Origin of the sequence: Verrucosispora sp. NA02020, from assembly GCF_013364215.1 — a bacterium.
Lineage (GTDB): Bacteria > Actinomycetota > Actinomycetes > Mycobacteriales > Micromonosporaceae > Micromonospora.
In genome coordinates this window covers 3,729,975-3,752,146 of the sequence record NZ_CP054923.1, presented here as the reverse complement: position 1 = coordinate 3,752,146, position 22,172 = coordinate 3,729,975, and the positions used below count along the sequence as shown (strand labels likewise).

The 22,172-nt window shown below is 72.5% G+C and carries 13 protein-coding genes and 1 pseudogene; 7 read left to right on the top strand and 7 right to left on the bottom strand.

The window, feature by feature from the left end:
- Positions 1–43: 43 nt before the first annotated feature.
- Positions 44–1,423 (bottom strand): glycosyl hydrolase family 18 protein, encoded by a 1,380-nt coding sequence (locus tag HUT12_RS16210; RefSeq protein ID WP_176093908.1) that lies wholly within the window; start codon positions 1,421–1,423, stop codon positions 44–46.
- Positions 1,424–1,721: 298 nt separating this feature from the next.
- Between HUT12_RS16210 and HUT12_RS16205 the strand changes: the two genes are divergently transcribed.
- Both HUT12_RS16205 and HUT12_RS16200 read left to right on the top strand, forming a co-directional pair.
- A complete protein-coding gene (locus HUT12_RS16205; RefSeq protein WP_176093907.1) occupies positions 1,722–2,570 on the top strand; it encodes an SDR family NAD(P)-dependent oxidoreductase in 849 nt (282 codons plus the stop codon).
- A 75-nt stretch (positions 2,571–2,645) separates the two neighbouring features.
- On the top strand, positions 2,646–4,202 hold the full coding sequence (locus tag HUT12_RS16200; RefSeq protein WP_176093906.1) for a glycoside hydrolase family 43 protein: 1,557 nt from the start codon (positions 2,646–2,648) through the stop codon (positions 4,200–4,202).
- An 82-nt stretch (positions 4,203–4,284) separates the two neighbouring features.
- Here HUT12_RS16200 and HUT12_RS16195 read toward each other — a convergent pair whose 3' ends face one another.
- Positions 4,285–5,637 carry an endo-1,4-beta-xylanase gene (locus HUT12_RS16195; protein ID WP_176093905.1) on the bottom strand — a complete coding sequence of 451 codons (1,353 nt, stop codon included), beginning with the start codon at positions 5,635–5,637 and terminating at the stop codon, positions 4,285–4,287.
- 721 nt (positions 5,638–6,358) lie between these two features.
- On the opposite strand from HUT12_RS16195, the gene HUT12_RS16190 reads away from it, so the two are divergent.
- The 4 genes and pseudogenes from HUT12_RS16190 (at position 6,359) to HUT12_RS33215 (ending at position 9,896) form a co-directional block, all read left to right on the top strand.
- Positions 6,359–6,967, top strand: coding sequence for a DUF4956 domain-containing protein (locus HUT12_RS16190; RefSeq protein WP_176093904.1), 609 nt, complete (start codon positions 6,359–6,361; stop codon positions 6,965–6,967).
- Entirely contained in the window at positions 6,964–7,800 is an 837-nt protein-coding gene (locus HUT12_RS16185; protein ID WP_236145593.1) for a polyphosphate polymerase domain-containing protein, read from the top strand. Before HUT12_RS16190 ends, HUT12_RS16185 begins: the two co-directional genes overlap by 4 nt.
- A pseudogene (locus HUT12_RS33370) lies at positions 7,695–8,216 on the top strand (chitobiase/beta-hexosaminidase C-terminal domain-containing protein); the annotation flags it as partial. The gene HUT12_RS16185 and the pseudogene HUT12_RS33370, both read left to right, overlap by 106 nt.
- Before the next feature lie 12 nt (positions 8,217–8,228).
- Complete coding sequence (locus tag HUT12_RS33215) at positions 8,229–9,896, top strand: CotH kinase family protein (RefSeq protein ID WP_368660300.1); 1,668 nt, start codon at positions 8,229–8,231, stop codon at positions 9,894–9,896.
- A 50-nt stretch (positions 9,897–9,946) separates the two neighbouring features.
- On the opposite strand, the gene HUT12_RS16175 is transcribed toward HUT12_RS33215, so the two are convergent.
- Positions 9,947–10,573: a TetR/AcrR family transcriptional regulator gene (locus HUT12_RS16175; protein WP_176093903.1), complete on the bottom strand. Its 627-nt coding sequence runs from the start codon at positions 10,571–10,573 to the stop codon at positions 9,947–9,949.
- A 90-nt stretch (positions 10,574–10,663) separates the two neighbouring features.
- Here HUT12_RS16175 and HUT12_RS16170 point away from each other — a divergent pair, with 90 nt between their 5' ends.
- Entirely contained in the window at positions 10,664–11,605 is a 942-nt protein-coding gene (locus HUT12_RS16170) for an NADP-dependent oxidoreductase (RefSeq protein WP_176093902.1), read from the top strand.
- A gap of 12 nt (positions 11,606–11,617) precedes the next feature.
- On the opposite strand, the gene HUT12_RS16165 is transcribed toward HUT12_RS16170, so the two are convergent.
- Genes HUT12_RS16165 through HUT12_RS16150 form a run of 4 tightly spaced genes read right to left on the bottom strand, consistent with a single transcriptional unit; the run spans position 11,618 to position 22,101 of the window.
- Positions 11,618–11,869: an acyl carrier protein gene (locus tag HUT12_RS16165; protein ID WP_131051786.1), complete on the bottom strand. Its 252-nt coding sequence runs from the start codon at positions 11,867–11,869 to the stop codon at positions 11,618–11,620.
- Positions 11,869–15,021, bottom strand: a complete 3,153-nt coding sequence (locus tag HUT12_RS16160; protein WP_217706010.1) for a non-ribosomal peptide synthetase — start codon at positions 15,019–15,021, stop codon at positions 11,869–11,871. Before HUT12_RS16160 ends, HUT12_RS16165 begins: the two co-directional genes overlap by 1 nt.
- A 29-nt stretch (positions 15,022–15,050) precedes the next feature.
- Positions 15,051–16,553: an AMP-binding protein gene (locus tag HUT12_RS16155; protein ID WP_254876845.1), complete on the bottom strand. Its 1,503-nt coding sequence runs from the start codon at positions 16,551–16,553 to the stop codon at positions 15,051–15,053.
- A gap of 1 nt (position 16,554) precedes the next feature.
- The gene (locus HUT12_RS16150; protein ID WP_176093901.1) at positions 16,555–22,101 is read right to left on the bottom strand and encodes a non-ribosomal peptide synthetase/MFS transporter; all 5,547 of its coding nucleotides are present in this window, start codon (positions 22,099–22,101) and stop codon (positions 16,555–16,557) included.
- Positions 22,102–22,172: the final 71 nt, after the last annotated feature.

Genomic DNA, 22,172 nt, shown 5'->3' with positions numbered 1-22,172 from the left:
CGGGATCACTCCTCCTGAACCCCCCGGTGTCACCCGACCTGCGTCAGGCCGGCAGGCGCCAGACCTGGTTGGCGCCGCCGAAGCAGTCCCAGATCTGCAACCGGGTGCCGTCGGCGGAGCTGTTGCCGGTGGCGTCCAGGCATCTGTTCGACGCCGGGTTGCGCAGCGTGCCGTTGGACTGGGCCTGCCAGACCTGCGCGGTGGTGCCGTTGCAGTCCCAGAGTTGCACGGGCGTGCCGTTGACGGTGCCCGCACTGGCCACGTCCAGGCACTTACCGAGGGCCCGCAGGGTGCCGCCGGAGGCCACCGTCCAGCTCTGCGCACTGGTGCCGTTGCAGGTGTAGAGCTGCACGGCCGTGCCGTTGGCGTTGCTCGCGGCGGCCACGTCCACGCACTTGCCGGCGATGCCGGTGATCGGGCCGGTCCGGCCGGTCGGCGGCGGTGTGCCGCCACCCATGACGGTGTCGTAGATCGCGCTGACCAGTGAGGTCGAGCCGCTGGTGTCCTGGGTCAGCTCCCAGTTCATCATGCCGCCGGCGTTCGCCATCGCCCACTGGGTCTTGCGCTTGACGGTCGGGATGCCGTTGTAGCACTGCTGGACGCCGCCAACCGTGGTGCAGTCCCGGTTGGCGTTGGCCGGGTCCATGCCGACCAGTTGGGTGTACGTGTAGTAGCCGGGCCGGCTGTAGAAGGGCACCCCGAGGACGGCCTTGGCGGCCGGCAGTCCGCGCGCCTTCCATCCGTTCACCGCGTTGATCGACCAGTCGTAGTTGGCGTGCGGGCTGCCGCCGTCGTACGCCATGATGTTGAGGAAGTCGACGTGGTTGAAGACCGAGGTGGGCACGCCGTCGCGGTAGTAGCCCTCGGCGACCACGGCGGCGGTCAGCAGCTTGCCCTGCGGGCGCAGCGCGTTGCCGAGCTGCTGCATGAGCAGGGCGTAGTTGGCGGCCGAGGCGCCCGGGTCGGGGTACTCCCAGTCCATGTCGACGCCGTCGAGGCCGTACTGGTTGACGAACGAGACCAGGCTGTTGACGAACGTGGTGCGGGTGCCGGCGTTGGCGGCGAGAGCCTCGAAGGCGCTGTCGTCGCCGTCGTTCCAGCCGCCCACGGCGATGGAGACCTTGACGTTGTTGGCCCGGGCCAGCGACACCAGCGAGGAGAGCTTGCTCGGGTTCTCCACCGGCCGCAGGGTGCCGTTGCTGTTGGGCAGCACGAACGCGTAGTTGATGTGGGTGAGCTTGCCGTACTGGACCGAGTTGACGTTGCCGGTCCAGGACGGCATGTAGCCGACGCTCTTGAAGTTGTTCGGCAGGACCACGGCGTGGGCGGCGGTCGGGGTGACGGCGAGTGTCGCTCCGGCGGTGACCAGGGCGAGCAGGCCGGCTGCCAGGGCCGAACGGGGGCGTGGACGTGGTGAGGACATCGAGGGCCTTCCCGGTGCGGATCACGGCGCCGTGCCGCCGTCCGGCGCCGATGGTCGTCGGCGCCGGACGAGCGTACGGGTGGACAGGGTGGTTTCCTCGAGGCAGCAGAATCTTAAAGAGTGTTAACCGTTGGGGTCAACGACAACTTTCGATGGCAGCCATGAAAGTCGGACGACCGGCGACGAAACTCGCCAAGCGCACCACCGCCCCGGCGACAGCCGCTAGGTTCATCACCGACACCGCCGATGACGTGGCGGAACACGTCCACCGCCCGGCTCGACGACGACGGGAGCAGTCGTGCCGACAGCACCGCACGCCGACGCTCTGCGGGACGCCGCCGTCGTGCTGACCGGCGCGACGAGCGGCATCGGCCGCGCCACCGCGCTGGCCATCGCCGACCGGCCCGGCAGTCTCGTCCTGCACGGACCGGAGCCGGAGAGCGAGGTCGCCGACCTGCTCGACCAGGTGCGCTCCCGGCAACGCCGGGATGCCGAGTTGACGTACGTGACGGCCGACTACCACGATCTCGCCGAGGTCACCCGGTTGGCCGAGCGGATCCGCGTCACGACCGATCCGATCGACGTCCTGATCAACAACGCGGGCCGTCCCGCGCCGGCCACCCGGACGGTCAGCGACGCCGGGAACGAGATCACCTTCCAGGTCGACTACCTGGCGCCCTTCCTGCTCACCACCGACCTGATCGACCTGGTCGCCGGCCACGACCGGGGACGGATCGTCAACATCGTGTCCGCCACCCACCACTCGGCCACGCTGCACCTGGACGACCTCGACCTGACCCGGCAGGCGTACACCCCGTCGGCCGCGTACGCGCACGCCAAGCTCGCCCTGGTCACGTACACCGGTTGGCTGGCCCGGAACCGACCGTCACCGTCGCTGGACGTGGTCAGCCTGCACCCCGGCGTCATCTCGACCGGCCTGCTGCACACGATGTTCTCGGTCGACGGGCAGCCCCCGGAGCAGGCCGCCGACACCGTCGCGCAAATCACGGCGAAGCGCGAGGACAACGGCACCTACTACGACGAGCGGGTCCCCGGCACACCCCATCCGCAGGCCGCCGACCCCGAGGTCCAGGACCGGCTGTACGAGCGCACCGTGGAGTTGCTGCGCGGCCATCTCCCGGAGTGACCGGCGCGCCACCCGGCGGCGCATAGCATCGACCGGGATGGCTACTTCGCCCAGACGACGAAGGGTGACCCCGAGGTGTCCGCTGCCCCCACGTTCCGCAATCCCGTCGTCGCCGGATTCCACCCCGACCCCAGCGTCTGTCGGGCCGGCGAGGACTACTACCTGGTCTGCTCCAGCTTCGAGTACTTCCCCGGCGTACCCGTCTTCCACAGCCGGGACCTGGTCACCTGGCGGCAGATCGGCAACGTGCTGGACCGCCCGAGCCAGCTCGACCTGCCACCGGACGCGCACGCCTCGGGTGGCGTCTTCGCACCGACCATCCGCTACCACGACGGCCGGTTCTGGATGGTCACCACCAACGTCAGCATCGGCCGGCACCTGATCGTCACCGCCACCGACCCGGCCGGGCCCTGGTCCGACCCGGTCTATCTCGACCTGCCGCACATCGACCCCTCGTTGGCCTGGGACGACGACGGCGACTGCTGGTTGACCCTGTCGGGAGTGGCGTCGTACCGGATCGACCCCGAGGCGGGCAAGGTCCTCGAAGGCCCGGTGCCGATGTGGTCCGGCAGCGGCGGGCAGTATCCGGAGGCGCCGCACCTCTATCGCATCGACGAGTGGTGGTACCTGCTGGTCTCGGAGGGCGGCACGCACACCGGCCACGCCGTCTCCGTCGCCCGCTCGCGCAGCGTCCGGGGCCCGTTCGAGCCCGCCCCGGGCAACCCGTTCCTGACCCACCGGAGCACCGGGCATCCCGTGCAGGCGACCGGGCACGCCGACCTGGTGCAGGCGACCGACGGCAGTTGGTGGATGGTGCTGCTGGGCATCCGGGCCAAGGGCCAGTGGCCGCCCTACCACGTGCTCGGGCGGGAGACGTTCCTGGTGCCGGTGCGCTGGGAGGACGACTGGCCGGTGGTCGACCCGGTGCAGGAGGTGACCTCCGCGCCGGCCGGAAGCCCGCCCGCCCTGGCCGCGCCGCCCGGCCCGGCGGCGTACCGGGACGACTTCGACACCGCAGGTCTCGCGCCGGAGTGGATCTCACTGCGCGACCGGCCCGCGGACGTCTGGTCGCTGACCGAGCGGCCCGGCTGGCTCACCCTGCGGGCCGCCGGCACGACCCTGGACCGGGTCGGCGTCACCATGATGGCCCGCCGACAGCAGCACCACGACTGCCGCGCCGCCGTGCGGGTCGACCCCGGCACGGGTCGGGCCGGGCTGACGCTACGCATCGACGAGGCCCACCACTACGACATCGAGGTCGGCGACGGGCTGGTCCGGGTGGTCGGCCGGGTCGGACCGTTCCGTCAGGTCTTCGGCGAGCTGCCGGTGCCCGCCGGCCCGGTCACCCTGAGCATCGCCACCCGCACCGACGACCTGCTCCCGCCGACCGTGACCGCCGCCGACCAGGTGACCGCCCCCGGTGTGCCGTTCGGCGTACGCGCCGCCGCCTGCGACACCGTCAGCTTCGAGGTGCTGACCGGGCAGGGGCCGGTCGTGCTCGCCGAACTCGACGGGCGCTACCTGTCCACCGAGGTCGCCGCCGGTTTCACCGGTCGGGTGTTCGGCCTCTATGTGACCGAGGGCAGCGCCGCCTTCGACTGGTTCGACTACCGCCCGACCGAACGCCCCTGACCGGGGCACGGGCGAGCGCCCGCCCCCAAGTCTCGGGGACGGGCGCTCGCGTGGTGGTGGAGGTCGGCCGTACGGCTCGTCGTCAGCCGACGGAGCAGGACCGGACCTGCGGGCGGGCCGAGGAGTTGCCGTTCATCATCGTGGTGAAGCCGAACGTGTTGCCGCTGCCGTTGGAGCGCATCGTCATCACGTTGCCGCTGCCGTCCCAGGTGGGGTTGCCGCTCCACGTGGCGGAGATGCGCTGCGGCGAGGTGATCGCGACCACCACCGACCAGGTGCTGGCCCCGCTGACGGTCACCGAGGTGTTGTAGCGGTCGCCCCAGACCTGACCCGGGGTGATCGTCGCGGTGCAGCCGCCCGGTGCCGGGGTGGTCGGCGGGGACGTCGGGTCGCCGCCGCCGGGGCTGCCGTTGTTCAGCGCGGTCAGCACCGCGTCGTAGGCGGCCTTCTTGTTGCCGTTGCCGTCGAACAGCAGCGGGCTCTCGTTGGAGCGCCACGAGTCGGAGTCACGGATGCCCCAGACGGTGATGCCCTTGCAGCGCGCCACGGCGAGGCAGTCGTTGACCACGTTGCGGTACGCGTCGGTCGGCGCGTTGCGGATGTCGAGCTCGGTGATGTGCACGTCGACACCGAGGGCGGCGAAGCTGGAGAGCGTGGTCCGGTAGTTGCTCGGGTAGTTCGAGCCGCCGGTGAAGTGCGACTGGAGGCCGACGCAGTCGATCGGTACGCCCCGGTTCTTGAAGTCCTGGACCATCCGGTAGACGGCCTGGGTCTTGGCGTCGTTCCAGTTGTCGATGTTGTAGTCGTTGTAGCAGAGCTGCGCGTTCGGGTCCGCCGTCCGGGCGGCGCGGAAGGCGGCCTCGATCCAGTCGTTGCCGGTGCGCTGGAGGTTCGAGTCGCGGCGGGCCCCGCTGGACCCGTCCTGGAACGCCTCGTTCACCACGTCCCACCAGGCGATCTGTCCACGGTAGTGGGTGGCGACCTGGGTGACGTGGTTGAGCATGGCGTTGCGCAGCGTGGTGCCGGACATGTTCTGCATCCAGCCGGGCTGCTGCGAGTGCCAGGCCAGGGTGTGCCCCCGGACCTGCATGCCGCGGCTGAGCGCGTGCTGGACGAGCCGGTCGCCGTTGGCGTAGTTGAACTGGCCCTGGTTGGGCTGCAGCGCGTCGATCTTCATCTCGTTCTCGGCGGTGACCTGGTTGAACTCGCGGTTCAGGATGGTCGTGTACGCCGAGTCGTTGAGCCGGTTCACCGCGACGGCGGTCCCGAAGTACCGGCCGCGCTCGGCGGCCGAGGCACCGAGGGTGCTCGCCGCGCTGGCGTTGCCCGGCAGCACCACGGCGCCCGCCACGGCCAGCAGACCGACTGCGGACAGGACGATCGCCGCCCGCAGCCGTCTCGGCCGCCTGGGTGCCTGGGAAGAGTCGTTGCTCATCTCATGCTCCTTCCGGGTCCGGTGGCCCGATGACGGGCAGTATGGCTCCGGACTCGCGGGATAGGGATGATGCCCGCGATCCCTGACAAAGGGACCGCATCGGCCTTACTGGACGGAAGTATTTCAGCGGGGTTTCACGTCCGTCAATGACTTCCGGAAGTTTTCCGCAACTACCGCTGGCGGCGCCCCGCGACCGAAGCGGCCAGCCACCGCCCATGCACCCTCTCTTCCGCTGCCCAGGGCAGCGAAAGGCGACCGACACCCACGTCGACTGAAACTTCCGGAGATCGAGGCCCCACATCGGACAGAGCCCATGATTCCGGTCGCCCGCCGAGCGTCGCCTGTCGATCTATCGTCACCATGGGCAACGGCCCGAACTGCGACGACAGCCCGCAACACCCCGAACGGACCACCGACGGCCGAAGCCGCCGACCACCCGCACCGCACCGACCCACCACCGGCACCCCACCCCGACAGCACCCCTGATCAGCACCGACACCCCCGGCCGGGCCCGTCGACGGCGGACGCCGCTCGCCGCCCGTCACCCGGGAGGACACGGAGAGTTATTGACCTACTTCGATATGGCGGTCTAATATTCCCGAACTACTTCCGGCAAGTTCACCGGAAGTTTCAGAGGCGTTCGGCTGGTCCTGCACGGTACGTCGGAGGTGCCGTGGACGGTCGCCGGTCGGCGCGGCGGCGATCCAGGAGGAAGTACGAGATGTCGCAGCTGATCCTGTTCGCGATCGACATCGGCGCGGTGGCCCTGCTCGTCTTCGGGCTCTACTTCCCCCGCCACCGCCGCCGTGACCTCGTCGTCGCCTACCTGGGCGTCAACGTCGGCGTCCTCGCGGTGGCGAGCGCACTGAGCGCCAGCAACGTCGGCGCCGGACTCGGGCTGGGACTGGCCCTGTTCGGCGTGCTGTCCATCATCCGGCTGCGCTCGACCGAACTCGACCAGCACGAGGTCGCGTACTACTTCTCAGCGCTGGCGCTGGGCATCCTCGGCGCGTTGAGCACCACCCAGGTCTGGCTCAGTGGCGGTCTGATGGGCCTGATCCTGGTGGTGATGTTCCTCGGCGACCACCCCCGGCTGCTCCGTCACTACCGGCACCAGATCCTGGTGCTCGACTCGGCCGTCACCGACCATCTCGCCCTCGTCGCGCAACTGGAACAGCTCCTCGGCGGCCGGGTGCACGTCGTCACCGTGCAACGCCTCGACCTGGTGAACGAGACCACCGTGGTGGACGTCCGGTACTCGGTGAAGGGCCGGGCCACCAGCACCCTCTCCCCTGCCGGCACCGCCGCACCGGCGGGAGCCCAGCGGTGACCGGGTCGCCCGCCAGCCCGATGCTGTCGGCGATGACCCCGGTCGGGCTGGCCGACGTCCTCGGGCTGGCCGCCCTACAGACCAGGGTGGACCGCAAGTACGTCGTCCCGGTCCACGCGCTGCCCGACCTGCTGGATCAGCTCACCACGGACGCGCGGGTGCTGGAGATCGACGGGGAACGCAGTTTCCGCTACGAGTCGGTCTACTTCGACACCCCACGGTTGGCCAGCTACCACTGCGCGGCCTACCGACGACGGCGACGGTTCAAGGTGCGGACCCGCACCTACCTCGACTCCGCCCAGTGCTGGCTCGAAGTGAAGATCAGCGGAGCACGCGGCAGCATCACCAAGCACCGACTGCCGTACGACCCGCAGGACCGGAACACCGTCGGCCCCGGCCGCGCCTTCGTGGACGAGGCGCTGGTCCGTGAGGCGGTCGCACCCACCGCCGCCGGCAGCAGTCTGGAACCGGTCCTGGTCACCAGCTACCGCCGCGCAACGCTGCTGCTGCCGTCCTCCGCCAGCCGGGTCACCATCGACACCGGCCTGACCTGGCAGGACGGCGACCTCGCCCTCTGCCTGCCCGAACTGGCCGTGGTCGAGACCAAGACCGGCTCCGCCGCCACGCACGCGGATCGGCTGCTCTGGCGTCGAGGGCTGCGCCCCGTCCGCATCTCCAAGTACGCCACCGGTCTGGCCGCCCTCCGTCCGGAACTGCCGGACTCACCGTGGCGACGCACGCTGCGGCGGCACTTCCAGGGCGGCACCGCACCGGTCGACACCGCACCGACCACCGTCCCCCACCGATCCGTTCAGGAGGCATCGTGCGTCTGACCGTCCGCACCGCGGCGGCACCGCTGCGCACCGCCGCGATCGCAGCCGTCGCCGTACTCGTCGCCGGGTTGCTCGTCCCGTCACCGTCGCCCGCCGGCGCCGAACCGACCGCCGGCACCGAAACACTCGCCGGCTCCGAAGCGGTCGCCGGCTCCGCCACCCGGACCACCGCCGCCGCCTCCGAGGCCGCCGACGACCTGGTCGGCGACATCGGCTTCTCGGTGCCCAGCGGCACCTTCCAGGGCGCGGTGACGGTGGAGTTGAGCACCACCGTCAGCGGCGCGCAGATCCGATACACCACCGACGGGAACCTGCCCACCGCACAGTCGCCGCTCTACTCCGGCACCGCGCTGCGCTTCACCCGGACCACCCAACTGCGGGCCCAGGCCTTCGTCGGGCAGACCGCCTCCGGCGCGCCGGGCACCGCCATGTACGTCGCGCAGAACACCAGCACCGCCCACGACCTGCCGGTGGTCCTGATCGACTCGTACGGCGCCGGGCGGCCGGACCGGGAGTACATCGACGCCGCCACGATGGTCTTCGAGCCGGGCGGCGGCACCACCTCGCTGGCCGCCGCGCCCACCGTCGCCACCCGGGCCGGGTTCCGGTTGCGCGGTCAGTCCTCGGCGACGTTCGAGAAGACGCCATTCCGGCTGGAGTTCTGGGACAACGATGACGACGACGCGGACTATCCGGTGCTGGGCATGCCCGCCGACTCGGACTGGGTGCTGCGCGGGCCGTTCACCGACAAGGCGCTGATCCGGGAGGCGTTCGTCTACGACCTCGGTCGGGAGATGGGCCTGCCCGCCCCGCGCTACGCCTTCGCCGAGTTCTATCTCAACACCGACGCCGGGCCGGTCGGGGCCGACGACTACATGGGCGTCTACATGATCGTCGAGACGATCAAGAACTCCAAGAACCGGCTCGACCTCAAGCAGTTGCGTGCCGACGACCGGACGCTGCCGAGGATCACCGGCGGGTACATCTGGAAGTTCGAGTGGATGGCCGCCGAGGAGCCGATCCTGCCGTGCACCGGCCCGGCCGCGACCTGCTGGAACTACCTGGAGGTGGCCGACCCGTCGTCGTTGCAGCCGGAGCAACGGGACTGGCTGCGCAACCACATCCAGGAGTTCCACAACGTGCTGCGGGCCCCGAACTTCGCCGACCCGGTCAGCGGCTACCGGGCGTACATCGACGTGGGCTCCTTCATCGACCAGCTCATCATCAACGAACTGAGCCGCGAGATGGACTCGTACGTCCGCAGTGCCTACTTCTACAAGGACCGGGACACCAAGATCTTCGCCGGTCCGCTCTGGGACTACGACCTCAGCTTCAGCGTGGGCGGCTTCTTCGCCAACGACCAGACCGCCGGGTGGCAGCACCAGCAGGTCCGCCAGCCGGTGGCGAACGACTGGTTCACCCAGTTGCTGCGCGATCCGGCCTTCGTCAACGAGGTACGGCAGCGGTGGCAGACCCTGCGCCGGGGGCTGCTCTCCGACGCGTCGATGCAGGCCCGGATCAACGCGTTGAGCGCGCCCCTGGCCAACGGCGCCCAGCGCAACTTCCAGCGCTGGCCCAACCTGACCACGCGGATGGTCAGCTTCTTCGTCACGCCGACCGCGCCCACCTGGCAGGGCCAGGTGCAGGTCATGCGGGACTGGATGCTGCGCCGGGCGGCCTGGCTGGACTCCACCGCCGGGTGGGGCGGCACCATCACCATGCCCCCGCCGACGACTCCCCCGCCGACCACGCCGCCCCCCACCACTCCCCCACCGACCACGCCTCCGCCCGGTGGTGGTGGCTGCACCGCCACGTACTCGGTGACCAGCCAGTGGACCGGCGGATTCCAGGGCGAGGTGCGGGTCACCGCCGGCACCCGGGCGATCAGCGGCTGGACGGTGACCTGGACGTTCGCCGGTGGCCAGACGATCAGCCAGGCGTGGAACGCGACCGTCACCAGCCAGGGCTCGGCGGTCACCGCGCGCAACGTCAGCTACAACGGCACACTGGCCGCCGGGGCCAGCACCACCTTCGGCTTCCTCGGCGCCACCACCGGCACGCCCAGCGCACCGACACCGACCTGCACGGCGAGCTGAGCACAGGCGTCCCTGGCACCGGGTCACGGTCCGGTGCCAGGGACGTACCGTCAGCGCGGGTGGTCGAGTTCCCCCGAGACCGGGTCCGGCGGCGGTTGGGGCAGCGGCCGGGCGCCCGCCGGCCCGAGCCCGTCGAAGATGATCGCCAGATAACGTCGCCACAGCTCCGGTGACGCCTGCGGCACGAAGCTGACGACGTGGCTCGGCGCGCACATCAGCAGGATCACGTCCGTCCCGGTGATGTCGTGCCGGACCGCGCCCGTCGCCTGTGCGCGTTCGACAAGGGCGGTGATCTCTACGAAGAGGCGACCTCGGGCTTCGGCGAGTTGGTCGTTGAGCGCGCCGGACTCACGCAGAAACGACAGGTCCAACCGCTGCTGCCGACTCGCCGCAGCGTCCAGGAACTCCAGGAGTGCGGCACCCGCGTCGGAAGCGGCCCCGAGCCGCCGCGCCAACTCGGCGAGCCCGTCGATCCGGTCGAGCACCACCGCCGCGAGGAGATCGTCCTTGGTCGGAAAGTGGCGGAACACGGTGCCCTTGCCGACGCCGGCCCGCCGGGCGATGTCGGCCACCGACGCGTCCGGGCCACGCTCGGCGAACTCCGCCTCCGCTGCGGCCAGCAACGACGCCCGGTTGCGCGCGGCGTCCGCGCGCAACGGTCGGATCGAGGCGGTCACCGACCCAGCCTACAAGTTGACCGCGCGGTCCGTTCATCACTAACCTGACCGCACGGTCCGTTTCGGACCGCCCTGACGAACGGGGGGATCATGAAAGCTGTCGTCGCCACCGGGTACGGGCCACCCGAACGACTCACCGTCGCCGACATGCCGATCCCCCGGCCGGGGCCAGGACAGATCCAGGTACGGATCGCCGCCGCCTCGATCAACCCGATGGACGTACGGCTACCCGCCGGTGAGTTTCGAAGCGCCGCCGAGCTGACCTTCCCACACGTCCTCGGCAACGACTTCGCCGGCACGGTCAGCGAGGTCGGCGCGGGCGTCGAGGCGTACCACGTGGGCGACGAGGTGTTCGGGCACGCCGTGCCCCGGGCGTTGCGGGCGATGGTCGGCGCCGGCCGGCCGAGCCTGACCACCGGCACCCTCGCCGAATACGCCGTCTTCGAGGCGGACACGCCGTTCATCGCGCACCGGCCCGCAGCGCTGGACGTCGCCGAGGCCGCTGCGCTGCCGACCGTGGGCCTCACCGTCCAGGCCCTGCTCGCCACCGCGGCACCGCAACCCGGGGAGACCGTCCTGGTCGTCGGTGCCAGCGGCGGCGTGGGCACCACCCTGCTGCCCAAGCTGACCGGCGCCACGGTGATCGCCACCGGACGCCCGCCGGACGCGGAACTGCTGCGAGCGAAGGGGGCCACCGAGGTCATCGACTACGCCGACGACTATCCGGACCAGGTCGACCTGGCATTCAACCTGGTGTTGCCCAGCGACCGCCTCCAGCGGGTCGGACGGGCACTGCGGCCCGGTGGACGGCTCTACACGATCACCTTTCCCCAGCCGGATCCGCGTTTCCTCGACCGCAGCGACGTGCGCTTCGAACTGGTGCTCGACGTGGAGGGCCGGTTCGGCGGGATGCGCGAGGTCGCCGACCTCACTCCGACCGTCGGCCGCCGGTACCCGCTCGCCGAGGGCGTACGCGCGCTCACCGACTTCGCCGGCCGGCACACCCTCGGCAAACTCGTGCTGACCGTATGAGCCGAGGCCGGCTCACCGCTCGGCGGCGGCCAGCATCGCCACGAGGTCGTCCAGGGTGTCGAGTCGACGACCGGCGCCGGTCAGCTCGACCTCGACGCCGTACTCCGACTCGATCGCGTCGACCAGACGCAGCAGTCCCAGGGAGTCGACGCCCAACGCGATCATCGACCCGCCGGCGAGGAGGTCGGCCGGCTCGACCTCCCCTCCGGTGGCCTCGCTGACCATCTGGGCGATCCGTGCCCGCAGTCCGGGGTCGGCCGTCATCAGAACTCCTTCCCGGACTGCCGCACGATGTCGGCGATCTCGGCGATGGTCGGGGTGTCGAAGAAGGCGTCGAGCGGCACCTCGACCCCGAGCCGCTGCTGGATCCGGCCGCTGATCCGGGTCACCGTCAGCGAGTGCCCGCCGAGGTCGAAGAGGTCCTCGTGCACGCCGATGTCGGGGATTCGCAGCACCTCCTGCCAGATCAGCCGGAGCTGCGCCACCACCGGGTCGTCACCAGCGTCGACGTCCACGCCGCCGGGCGCACCGGCCACCGCGCCGCCGGGTGAGTCGGCCGGCGCGCCGCCGGGTGCCTCGGGCCCTGAAGCGCGCGAGCCAGTGACGGCGTCGCGGGGTGCCGGGGCGGGCAGGGCGGCCCGGTCGACCTTGCCGCTCGGGTTCAGCGGCAACCGGTCGAGCGTCACGTAGTCGGTGGGCAGCACCGCCGTCGGCAGACTCGACGCCAGGTGTCGACGCAAGCCGGCCGGCTCCGGAGCGGCACCCGGCCGGGGCACCACGTACGCGACGAGGCGGGGCTCGTCGGCGTCGCGCCGCAGGACCGTGGCCGCAGCGGCGACCTCGGGGTGCTCCAGCAGTCGCGTCTCGATCTCGCCCAACTCGATCCGGTGTCCCCGGATCTTGACCTGGTCGTCGGCGCGGCCGAGGAACTCGATCCGCCCGTCCGGCAGCCACCGGCAGCGGTCGCCGGTGCGGTAGAGCCGGTCACCGGTCACCCCGAACGGATCCGGACCGAACCGCTCGGCGGTCAGGTCGTCACGTCCCCGGTAGCCGGCGGCCACCCCGGCGCCGCCCAGCCACAGCTCGCCGGGGAGCCCGACCGGCGTGGGCCGCCCCGCCTCGTCCAGCAGGTACGCCCGAACGTTGGGCAGCGGCCGGCCGATGGTCACCTCGTCGGGGTCGACCGGGATCTCCGCCATGGTCGCGTACACGGTCGCCTCCGTCGGACCGTACCCGTTGATCAGGCGCGCGGTGCGGGACCGCAGCTCGCGGGCGAGGGTGACCGGCAGTGCCTCCCCGCCGGTGACCGCGACCAGCGGGGCGTCCCCGTCCGCCGACCCGGTCCGGTCGCCGAGACCGGCCTCCAGCAGCACCCGCCAGCCGGACGGTGTGGCCTGGGCGTGGGTGACTCCGGCGGCGCGGATCAGCCGCAGGACACCGGCGCCGTCCAGGGCGCTGACGGCCGAGGCGACGACCACCGTGCCGCCGGTGACCAGCGGCAGGAAGACCTCCACCGTGGAGATGTCGAACGACGGCGAGGTCAGGTGCAGCCACCGGTGCGTCGGACCGCTCTCCAGCAGGTCGCGGACGCCGAGCAGCAGGTTGGTCAGCGAGCCGTGGCGCACCGCCACACCCTTCGGGTGCCCGGTCGACCCGGAGGTGTGGAGCACGTAGGCGAGGTCGGCGGCGGTCGGCGAGAGGTCGGGCGCGGCCGGGACCGGGCCGTCGAGCAGGGCGCTCCGGTCGAGGGTGAGCGTGGGCCGGGCGGGGTCCGGCACGGCGGCACCGGTGACCACCAGCGTGGGCGTGGCGTCGGCGAGTACGGCCTGCTGGCGGGCCGGCGGGTGGCCGGGGTCGACCGGCAGGTAGGCGGCCCCGCAGCGCCACACCGCGAGCATGGTCACCACCGCCTCCCACGACCGGTCCAGCGCGACCGCGACGAGCGAACCGGGCCCGACGTCCCGCTGCCGCAGCAGGACGCAGAGCCGGGTGGCGGCGGTGTCGAGCTGGGCGTAGCTCAGCGTCCGGTCACCGTCGACCACGGCCGCCGCGTCCGGGTCCGCGGCGACCCGGGCGGCGAACAGGGCCGGCACGGTGGCGTCGACCGGGTACGTCCGGGCGGTGTCGTTCCAGACGCGGGTGACCTGTGCGAACTCGTCGGCGGGCAGCAGCGGCATCTCCGCCACCGGCTGATCGGGGTCGGCGACCACGGCGGCCAGCATGGTGCGCAGGTGCCCGCCGATACGGCGTACGGCGGCGGTGTCGATGGCCGCCGGACTGTGCTGGAGGCTGACGGTGAGCCCGGTGGGCGCGTCCACCACCTGGACGTGCAGCGCGTTGCGGGCGGCACCGCAGAACAGCGTCCAGTCGACCTCGCTCTCCACCCCGGGGAAGACCGGTGCGCTGCCGCGCCGCCGGTAGCCGATGCTGACCGGGGTCAACGCCGGTGCGGGACGCAGGCCGGGCACGGCCTGGGCCAACGGCACCGCGCGGTACGGGTACACCTCGCGCAGCCGGGCCCGGACGGTGTGCGCGTGTGCGCGGAACGTCCCGCCGGCCGGGTCGGCGGCGACGGGCAGTTCGTTGACGAACAGTCCGATCCGGTCGGCCTGGTCGGGGGTACGGGTGGAGAGCGCCACCCCGACCGGGGTGTCCCGGTTGCCGTAGCGGGCGAGCAGCGCGTGCAGCACCGCGAGGAGCAGTTCGAAGCGGGTCACCCCGAGCGACCGCGCGGCCCGGTCGACGCCGTCGACCAGATCGCTGGGCAGGTCGACGGGGACGGCGACGCCGGGTTCCGCAGCGGCGGGCAGCCGCCGCAGGCCGGGCAGGACCACCTCACCGGGCCCGGACCAGTGCCGCCGCCAGTGGTCGCGGGCGGCGGGCAGGTCGACGGCGACGCGTTGCTGTTCGGCGGTGGCGAGGCCGGCGTACTCGTCGGGTCGGGGCCCGGGGTCCACGGTGGCACCGTCACGGGCGGCGGCGTACGCGGCGGCCAGGTCCCGGAGCAGGATGTCCTTCGACATGCCGTCGAAGACCAGATGGTGTGCGGTGACGAGCAGCAGGTGCGTGTCGTCGGCGTCGGTGAGCAGGGTGAACCGGGCCAGTGGTCCGGTCGTCAGGTCGTACGTCCGGGCGATCTCCTCGGTCACCCGGGCGTCGGTCAGTTCCGCGAAGCCGACCGTCGGACGGGTGTCGGCCGGTGCCAGGCGCGGGGTGCCGTCGTCGTCGCCGACGATCCTGGCCGCGAGGATCGGATGCCGGTCGGTCACCGAGGCGCAGGCCGCGACGAGGGCCCGACGGTCGAGTCCGGCGGCGAACCGTACGCCGACCGCCATGTGGTAGGCCGTGCCGGCGACCCCGGCCCGCTCGGTGAACCAGACGGCGTGCTGTGCGGAGGTCGCCTCGGCGGTGCCCACATGTGCTCCCTGGGTTGTGCTGGTGGTGGTCAGTTCTCGAAGAGGTCGGTGAGCTGCCGCTTGAGCACCTTGCCGCCCTCGTTGCGGGGCAGCTCGTCGAGGAGCAGGAGCCGGGCGGGCAGCTGGTAGTCGGCCAGTCGGTCGGCGAGGAATCCGCGCAGCGCGGGCAGGGACAGGCCGTCCGGGGCGGCCTGCGGCCGGGGCACGACGGCGGCGGCCACGGCGGTGCCGAGCACCGGATGCGGGACACCGACGACGGCGACCTGGGCGACCAGGGGATGGTCGTGCAGCGCCGCCTCGACCTCCAGGGTGGAGACCTTGAACGCGCCGGTCTTGATCACGTCCTGGTGCCGGTCGGTGAGGTACAGGTAGCCGTCGGCGTCGACCCGGCCGACATCCCCCATGCGGACCCATCCGTCGCGGAAGGTGGCCCGGTTGGCCGCCTCGTCGCGGAAGTAGGCGCGGGGGAAGGGCGCCCGCAGCCAGACGTCACCGGTCGTGCCGGCGGGCAGCGGCCTACCGTCGGCGTCGGCGACCATGAGCCGGCCGCCGACCGGTCGACCGACCGCGTCCCGCCGGGACGGGTCCCAGATCATGGTGGTCTGGGCCGGTGCCGCCTCGGTGGAGGTGTAGTAGTTGACGATGGTGGCCTGCGGGAACGTCTCGGCGAGCCGGGCCGCGACCGCCGGCGCGAGGAACGCGGCGGTGGAGCCGATCAGGTGTACGCCGCTGGTGTCCCGCCCGCGCAGGGCACCGGAGTCGAGCAGCTCGACGGCGATCGACGGGACGACGAAGACGGTGCCGGTCCCGGGGGCCTCGACCAGTCGGGCGAACCGGGCCGGGGTGAACCGGGGCAGGGTGAGTGCGGCGGCCTTCGCGGTCACCGCGTTGAGCAGCATGGTCTGCCCGGCGTTGGTGCCGATCGCGAAGGCGTGCAGGAACCGGTCCGAGTGGGCCAGGGCCAGCCGGCGTGGATGCTGTGGGGCACCGGCGGTGAGGTTGGCGTGGCTGGCGGCGACCCCCTTGGGACGTCCGGTGGTGCCCGAGGTGTAGAGGATCTGCGCGAGGTCACCGGGACGGGCGACCGACTCGCCGTCGCGGTGTGGCTCGGCCAGCAGCTCGGCGCAGGTCCAGACCGGCAGGCCGGACGGCACCGGCGGGGCGGGGGTGTCGTCGCCGTGCAGCACGGCGGTGGCCGCGCAGTGGTCCAGGGCGTGTCCGAGCTGTCCGGCGGCGAGCCGGTCGGAGAGTGGCACGGCGACGCCACCGGCGCGCAGCACCCCGACGTACGCGACGGCGAACCAGGTCCAGTCCCGGGCGCCGAAGTAGAGGCCGACGCGGTCGCCACGACGCAGGCCGCGCCGGGACAGGGCGGCGGCGACGGCCCCCGCCCCGGCGGACCAGTCGGCGAAGGTCAGCTCGGCCACCCCGTGCACCTCGACCGCGACCCGCTCGGGGTGCAGGGCGGTACGCCAGTCCAGCAGCTCGGGCACGGTACGGGGGGTGGCCCGGTCCGGCGACGCCGTACTCACCTCAGTCCGCCTTTCCGCCGGTCGCGGCGGCCGGTACCCGCTCGTCCCCGCCGGCGGCCGACCGCGCCCGGCGCTCCTCGATGCCGACCAGGTCGTCCGGGGGCGCGTCGGGCACCTCGTCGTCGAAGCGGGACAGCACCGGCGTGGCCAGCGACACCAGCGCCGTCACCGCGATGCAGAGCCCGAACAGCACGTAGAGCAGCCCGTGTCCGCGCCCCGGCCCGACCCCGATCACCGCGCCGACCGTGCCGGCCAGCACGCCGTCGGCCAGCAGCATCGGCTCGGTCACCCGGGCGGCGTACGGGGCGACCAGGCCCCAGCCCAGCGGCATGGTGGACTGCGCCACCATCTGGTTGAGCGCGAAGACCCGCCCGTGCACCCGGGGCGGCACCTTGGTCTGGATGATCGTGTTGTAGACGCCGTTGACGATGGCGAGCGCGAGGTACATGCCGAACGCGCCCGCGCCGATGACCAGCAGGTTCGGCCGCAGCCCGGTGACCACGGCGGCCACCGCGATGCCGAGCGTGCCCAGCAGCACCGCTCGCATCCGACGCTTGCGGGGACCGCCCCAGAGCAGCATCACCAGACCGCCGGTGGCGGCGCCGACCCCGCCGGTCAGCGCGATCTGCGCCACCTCGTTCAGGTCGGCGAAGCCGAGCACCAGCGGGGAGAGCAGGAACAGCACCGGGAAGAGGAAGAAGTTCAGCGCGGCGAAGAACGCCAGCATGGCGCGGAACTCCCGGCGGCGCAGCGCGTACCGCAGCCCGGCGACGATCTCCGCACCGATGCTCTCGCGGCGGCGCAGGGCGAGCGTACGCGGGAACCTCACCACGGCCAGCACACCGATCGCGAAGAGGTATGACACCACGTCGATGAGCAGGATGCCGCGCAGCCCGACGGCCTGGAGCAGGGCCACGGCGATCAGCGGGACGGTGAACTGGGTGAGGCCGACAGCGGTCTGGGCGAGACCGTTCGCGTGGCCGAGAAAGCGCTTCGGCACGAGCTGCGGCACCGCCGAGACGAACGCGAGCCGCTGGAACGCCAGTGCCACCGACAGCCAGGCGGTGAAGGGGTAGAAGTGCCACACCTGGGCGACGTCGGTCAGCACCAGCACCGCCATCGCCGCGTTGCCGCCCCCGGCGGCCATGCAGGCGCCGAGCAGGACGCGTCGCCGGCTGAACCGGTCGATCACCGCGCCGGCCAGCGGTGCGACGAGCAGGCCGGGCATCAGCGCGAGCACCGCGAAGAGCGCGAACCGGGCGAGCGACCCGGTCTGCGTGTAGATCCACAGTGGCACGGCGAACGTGGTCAGCGCCGTCCCCATGCCGGAGACGATCTGCCCGGCGGCGACCAGACCGAAGCGGCGCATGCTCGGTGGCGGCGCGGTGGCCGTACCGTCGCTCCCGCCCGAGGGTCCGTCCGGTCCCCGCTGGGAGACGGCCGCGAGCTGCCAGGCGGCCGGCGTGCCGTCCGGACGCGGCGAGGCGACGGACGGCGGGCCCGGCTCGGCGCGGACCGGCGCGGCGGACGGCGGCGGCGCGGCGAGGTGCCGGTGTACGTCGGTGACGATCTCGGCCAGCTCGGCCGCCCGGTACTTGAGGAAGTAGTGTCCGGCCTCGTCGATCACGGCGAGCGCGGTGCGGTCGCTGAGGAAGTGCCACTCGCGGTAGCGCTCCTCGTGGAAGTCGGTGCTGCGGTCACGCTCGCCGACCACGGAGACGATCGGTGCCCGCAGCGGGCCGACCCGTCGCCGCATCAGCTCGGTGAAGTACTCCTCGGAGACCTCGGCGTCGTGCCGCATGGCGCGGATCAGGAACGCGACCTCGTCCGGTGCCAGTGACCCGATGGAGGTGCCCTGCGCCTGCAACCAGGTGCGGTAGATCCGGTCGCTGCGCAGCCGCTCGGCCAACCGCAGTCGCAGCAGCGGGCCGAGCAGGCCGCCGACGGGACGGGCGAACGGGAAGACCGCGCCCAGGTACACCGCCTCCAGGTCCCGGCCGGCGGCCTCCAGCCGGCGGGCGACCTCCACGGCCAGCGCCCCGCCGGGGCCGCAGTGTCCATACAGGATCAGCGGCCCGGTGACCCGGTGCAGGATCTCCGCGACGACGTCGGCGGCGACCTCCGCGATGGGTGCCGGGTCGTCGGCGAGGCCGATGTCGTGCCCGGGTACGGCCACCGACAGCAGCCGGTACCCGGGCGGCAGGGCGTCGGCCAGCGGTTGGTACACCACCGCGCTGCCGCCGCCGTACGGGACGCAGACCAGGGTGGCGATCCGGGTGCCGGCGGGCGTCGGCGGGGTCAGTTCGTGCAGCAGCCCGCCGCGGTCCGTGCCGTCCCCGGCGACCAGCAGGGCCAGCTCGCGTACGGTGCGGTGGCGGAACAGGTCCATCACGCTGACCGGCGGCGCGTCCGTGCCGACCACGTCGGGCAGTTCCCGACGGAGCCGGGCCACCACCTGGGTGGCCAGCAGGGAGTGCCCGCCCAGCTCGAAGAAGTCGTCGGTGGCGCCGACCTCGGTCACCCCGAGAACGGCTCGCCAGACGTCGGCCACCAGCGTCTCGACCGGCCCGGTCGGCGTCTCCCGCGCACCGGTCGGGGCGTCGTCGACGGGCTCGGGCAGGGCCCGCCGGTCCACCTTGCCGTGTTCCTGCAACGGCAGCCGGTCCAGGGCAACCCACCGGCTCGGCACCATGTGCTCGGGTAACCGGTCGGCGAGCCGCCGACGCAGCGCGGCCGGCTCGGGCACGGCCTCGTCGGGTGCCGCCTCCAGGTACGCCACCAGCCGCTCGTCGCGCAGCAGCACCGCGGCCTGCCGTACCCCGGGGCAGTCCCGCAGCGCGGCCTCGATCTCGCCGAGCTCGACCCGGTAGCCACGGATCTTGACCTGGTGGTCGCGGCGGCCGAGGAAGACGAGCTGCCCGTCGGCGCGCCAGCGTCCCAGGTCGCCGGTGCGGTAGAGACGCGCGCCGGGTGGACCGTACGGGTCGGGGACGAAGCGCTCGCCGGTCAGGTCGGGCCGGTTCAGGTAGCCGCGCGCCAGCCGGTCACCGCCGAGGTACACCTCACCGGGTACGCCGACCGGGACCGGACGCATCCGCTCGTCGAGCACGTACACCCGGGCGTGCGGCAGGGGCCGGCCGATCGGCACCGGTCCGCTGGTCGGCGCGTCGGCGGTGACCTCGTAGGTGGTGACGCCGACGGTGGCCTCGGTGGGGCCGTAGTGGTTGAAGACCCGGGCCGGACCGGCGGCGGCGAGCGGGCCGACCCGGTCCAGGTCGGACGCCTCGCCACCGAGCACGAGCGCGCGGGCGGGCAGCAGCTCCCCCGGTGCGGCGTCGGCGGTCAGCGCCCACAGGTGCGACGGTGTGATCTTCAGGTAGTCGATGCGGGCGGTCCGCAGCCGCTCGGCGAGCTCCGCGCCGGTACACCGGCGGGGCAGCAGGTGCACCGCGCCACCGGTGGCCAGCGCCAGATAGAAGAGGGTGACGCTGAAGTCGAACGACATCGACTGCATCAGCCCGTACCGGGCGGCCGGGACGACCCCGAACCGGTCGGCCACCCCGTCGAGGTAGCGCAGCACCTGCCGGTGTGCCACGGCGACCCCCTTCGGGGTGCCGGTGGAGCCGGAGGTGTAGATGACGTACGCGAGGTGCTCGCCGGTGGTGCCGGTCTCCGGCGCGGTGTCGGGCTGGGCCGCGACCTCGTCGGCGATCTCGTCCAGGGCGACCGTGTTCGCCTCGGCGGGCCGCCCGTCACGCAGGGCGGAGCTGGTCAGCACCACGGTCGGACGGGCGTCGGCGAGCATCAGGTCCCGCCGCGCGGGGGGCTGCTCCGGGTCCAGCGGCAGGTACGCCCCACCGGCCCGCAGCACCCCGAGCAGCGTCGCGGCCAGGTCGACCGACTGGTCGAGCAGCACCCCGACCAGCCGGTCCGGGCCGACGCCCCGGCGGCGCAGCCAGTGGGCGAGCTGGTTGGCCCGCCGGTCCAGTTCCCGGTAGGTGAGCGTGTCCGGGCCGAGGACCACCGCCGGGGCGTCGGGGGTGGCGGCGACGTGCGGGCCGATCAGCTCGGCCAGGGTGGTCGCCGCGCCGGTGACCCGGGCCACCGCGTCGTGCTCGGGTCGGCCCAGGGCCAGCACCCGGTCCCGTTCGTCCGCGTCGAGCAGGTCCAGGTCGACGACGGGCAGGTCCGGCCGGGCGACGGCGGCGCGCAGCAGCGTGGCGAGACTTGCGGTCAGCCGGCGTACGGTGGCGGCGTCGAAGAGGTCGGTGTCGTAGACGACCATGCCGCGCAGCCCGTCGGCGGACTCGCCGACGTAGAGCGACAGGTCGAAGCGGGCGTTGGCCACGTCGGTCCCGACGCCCTCGGCGCGCAGGTCCTCGGGCCACCGGGTGCCGCCGGGCGCGAAGTTCTGGAGGGTGAACAGCACCTGGAACACCGGGGAGCGGCTCACGTCCCGGGCGACGTTCAGGTCCTTGACCAGGCGTTCGAACGGGATCTCCTGGTGGGCCAGGGCGCGGACGACGGTGGTGCGGGTGCGCCGCAGCAGGGTCGCGAAGCTGGGTTCGACGGCGGCGCTGTCGGCGGTCGCGGCGACCGGGGAGAGGTCGGCGCGCAGGGCGAGGGTGTTGACGAAGAGACCGACGAGGTTCTCCAGCTCCGGCACCACCCGACCGGCGACCGGCGAGCCGATGGCGAAGTCCCGTTGGCCGCTGTAGCGGAACAGCACCGCCTGCAGGCCGGTGAGCAGGGTCATGTAGAGGGTGGCCCGGTGGGCGCGGCTGAGCCGGCGCAGTCCGTCGGTGAGGTCGGCGTCGAGGGTGAAGCGGTGGGTCGCACCGGCGTAGGACTGCACCGGCGGGCGGGGCCGGTCGGTGGTCAGTTCCAGCGCGGGTACGCCGGCCAGTGCTCCGGTCCAGTAGGCGAACCCGTCCCCGGTGGCCGGTCCGTCGAGACGGTCCCGCTGCCAGGCCGCGTACTCCAGGTAGCCGGTGGCCGGTGCCGGGGGCGGTGGCGTGCCGTCGCGCAGTGCGCCGTAGGTCGCGGCGATCTCGTCGAGCAGCAGGGTCAGCGACCAGCCGTCGCTGACGATGTGGTGCATGGCGAGATGCACCAGGTGCTCCTGGTCGCCGAGCCGGACGACGAGCACCCGCAGCAGGGGCGCGACGCCGAGGTCGAACGGGGTGCGGACCGAGCCGGCCACCAGCTCGCGGGCCTCGGCCTCACCGGGCACGGCGGTCACGGTGACCGGCACCCGTACCTCGGGGGCGACGTGCACGACGGGCTCGCCGTCGGCGTTCTCGGTGAACCGCATGCGAAGGCTGTCGTGCCGGGCAGCGGTCGCGTCGACGGCGGCCCGCAGCAGCTCGACGTCGAGCGGGCCACGCACCCGCACGGTCGAGTGGACGAGGTACGCGGCGGTGCCGGGCACGAGCTGTTCGGTGAACCAGATCCGTTCCTGGCCGAAGGAGAGTCGGGGCGCTCCGGCGGGCGGAGTCGCCGTCGGGATGACGGTGGTGTCTCGGGCCGGCACGTCGACGTTCGTCACGCTATGCCTCAATCCGATGACGGACGGGAGTCAGTAGTCTGCATCCCGCTTCCCAGAGGGTGGATCGGCTG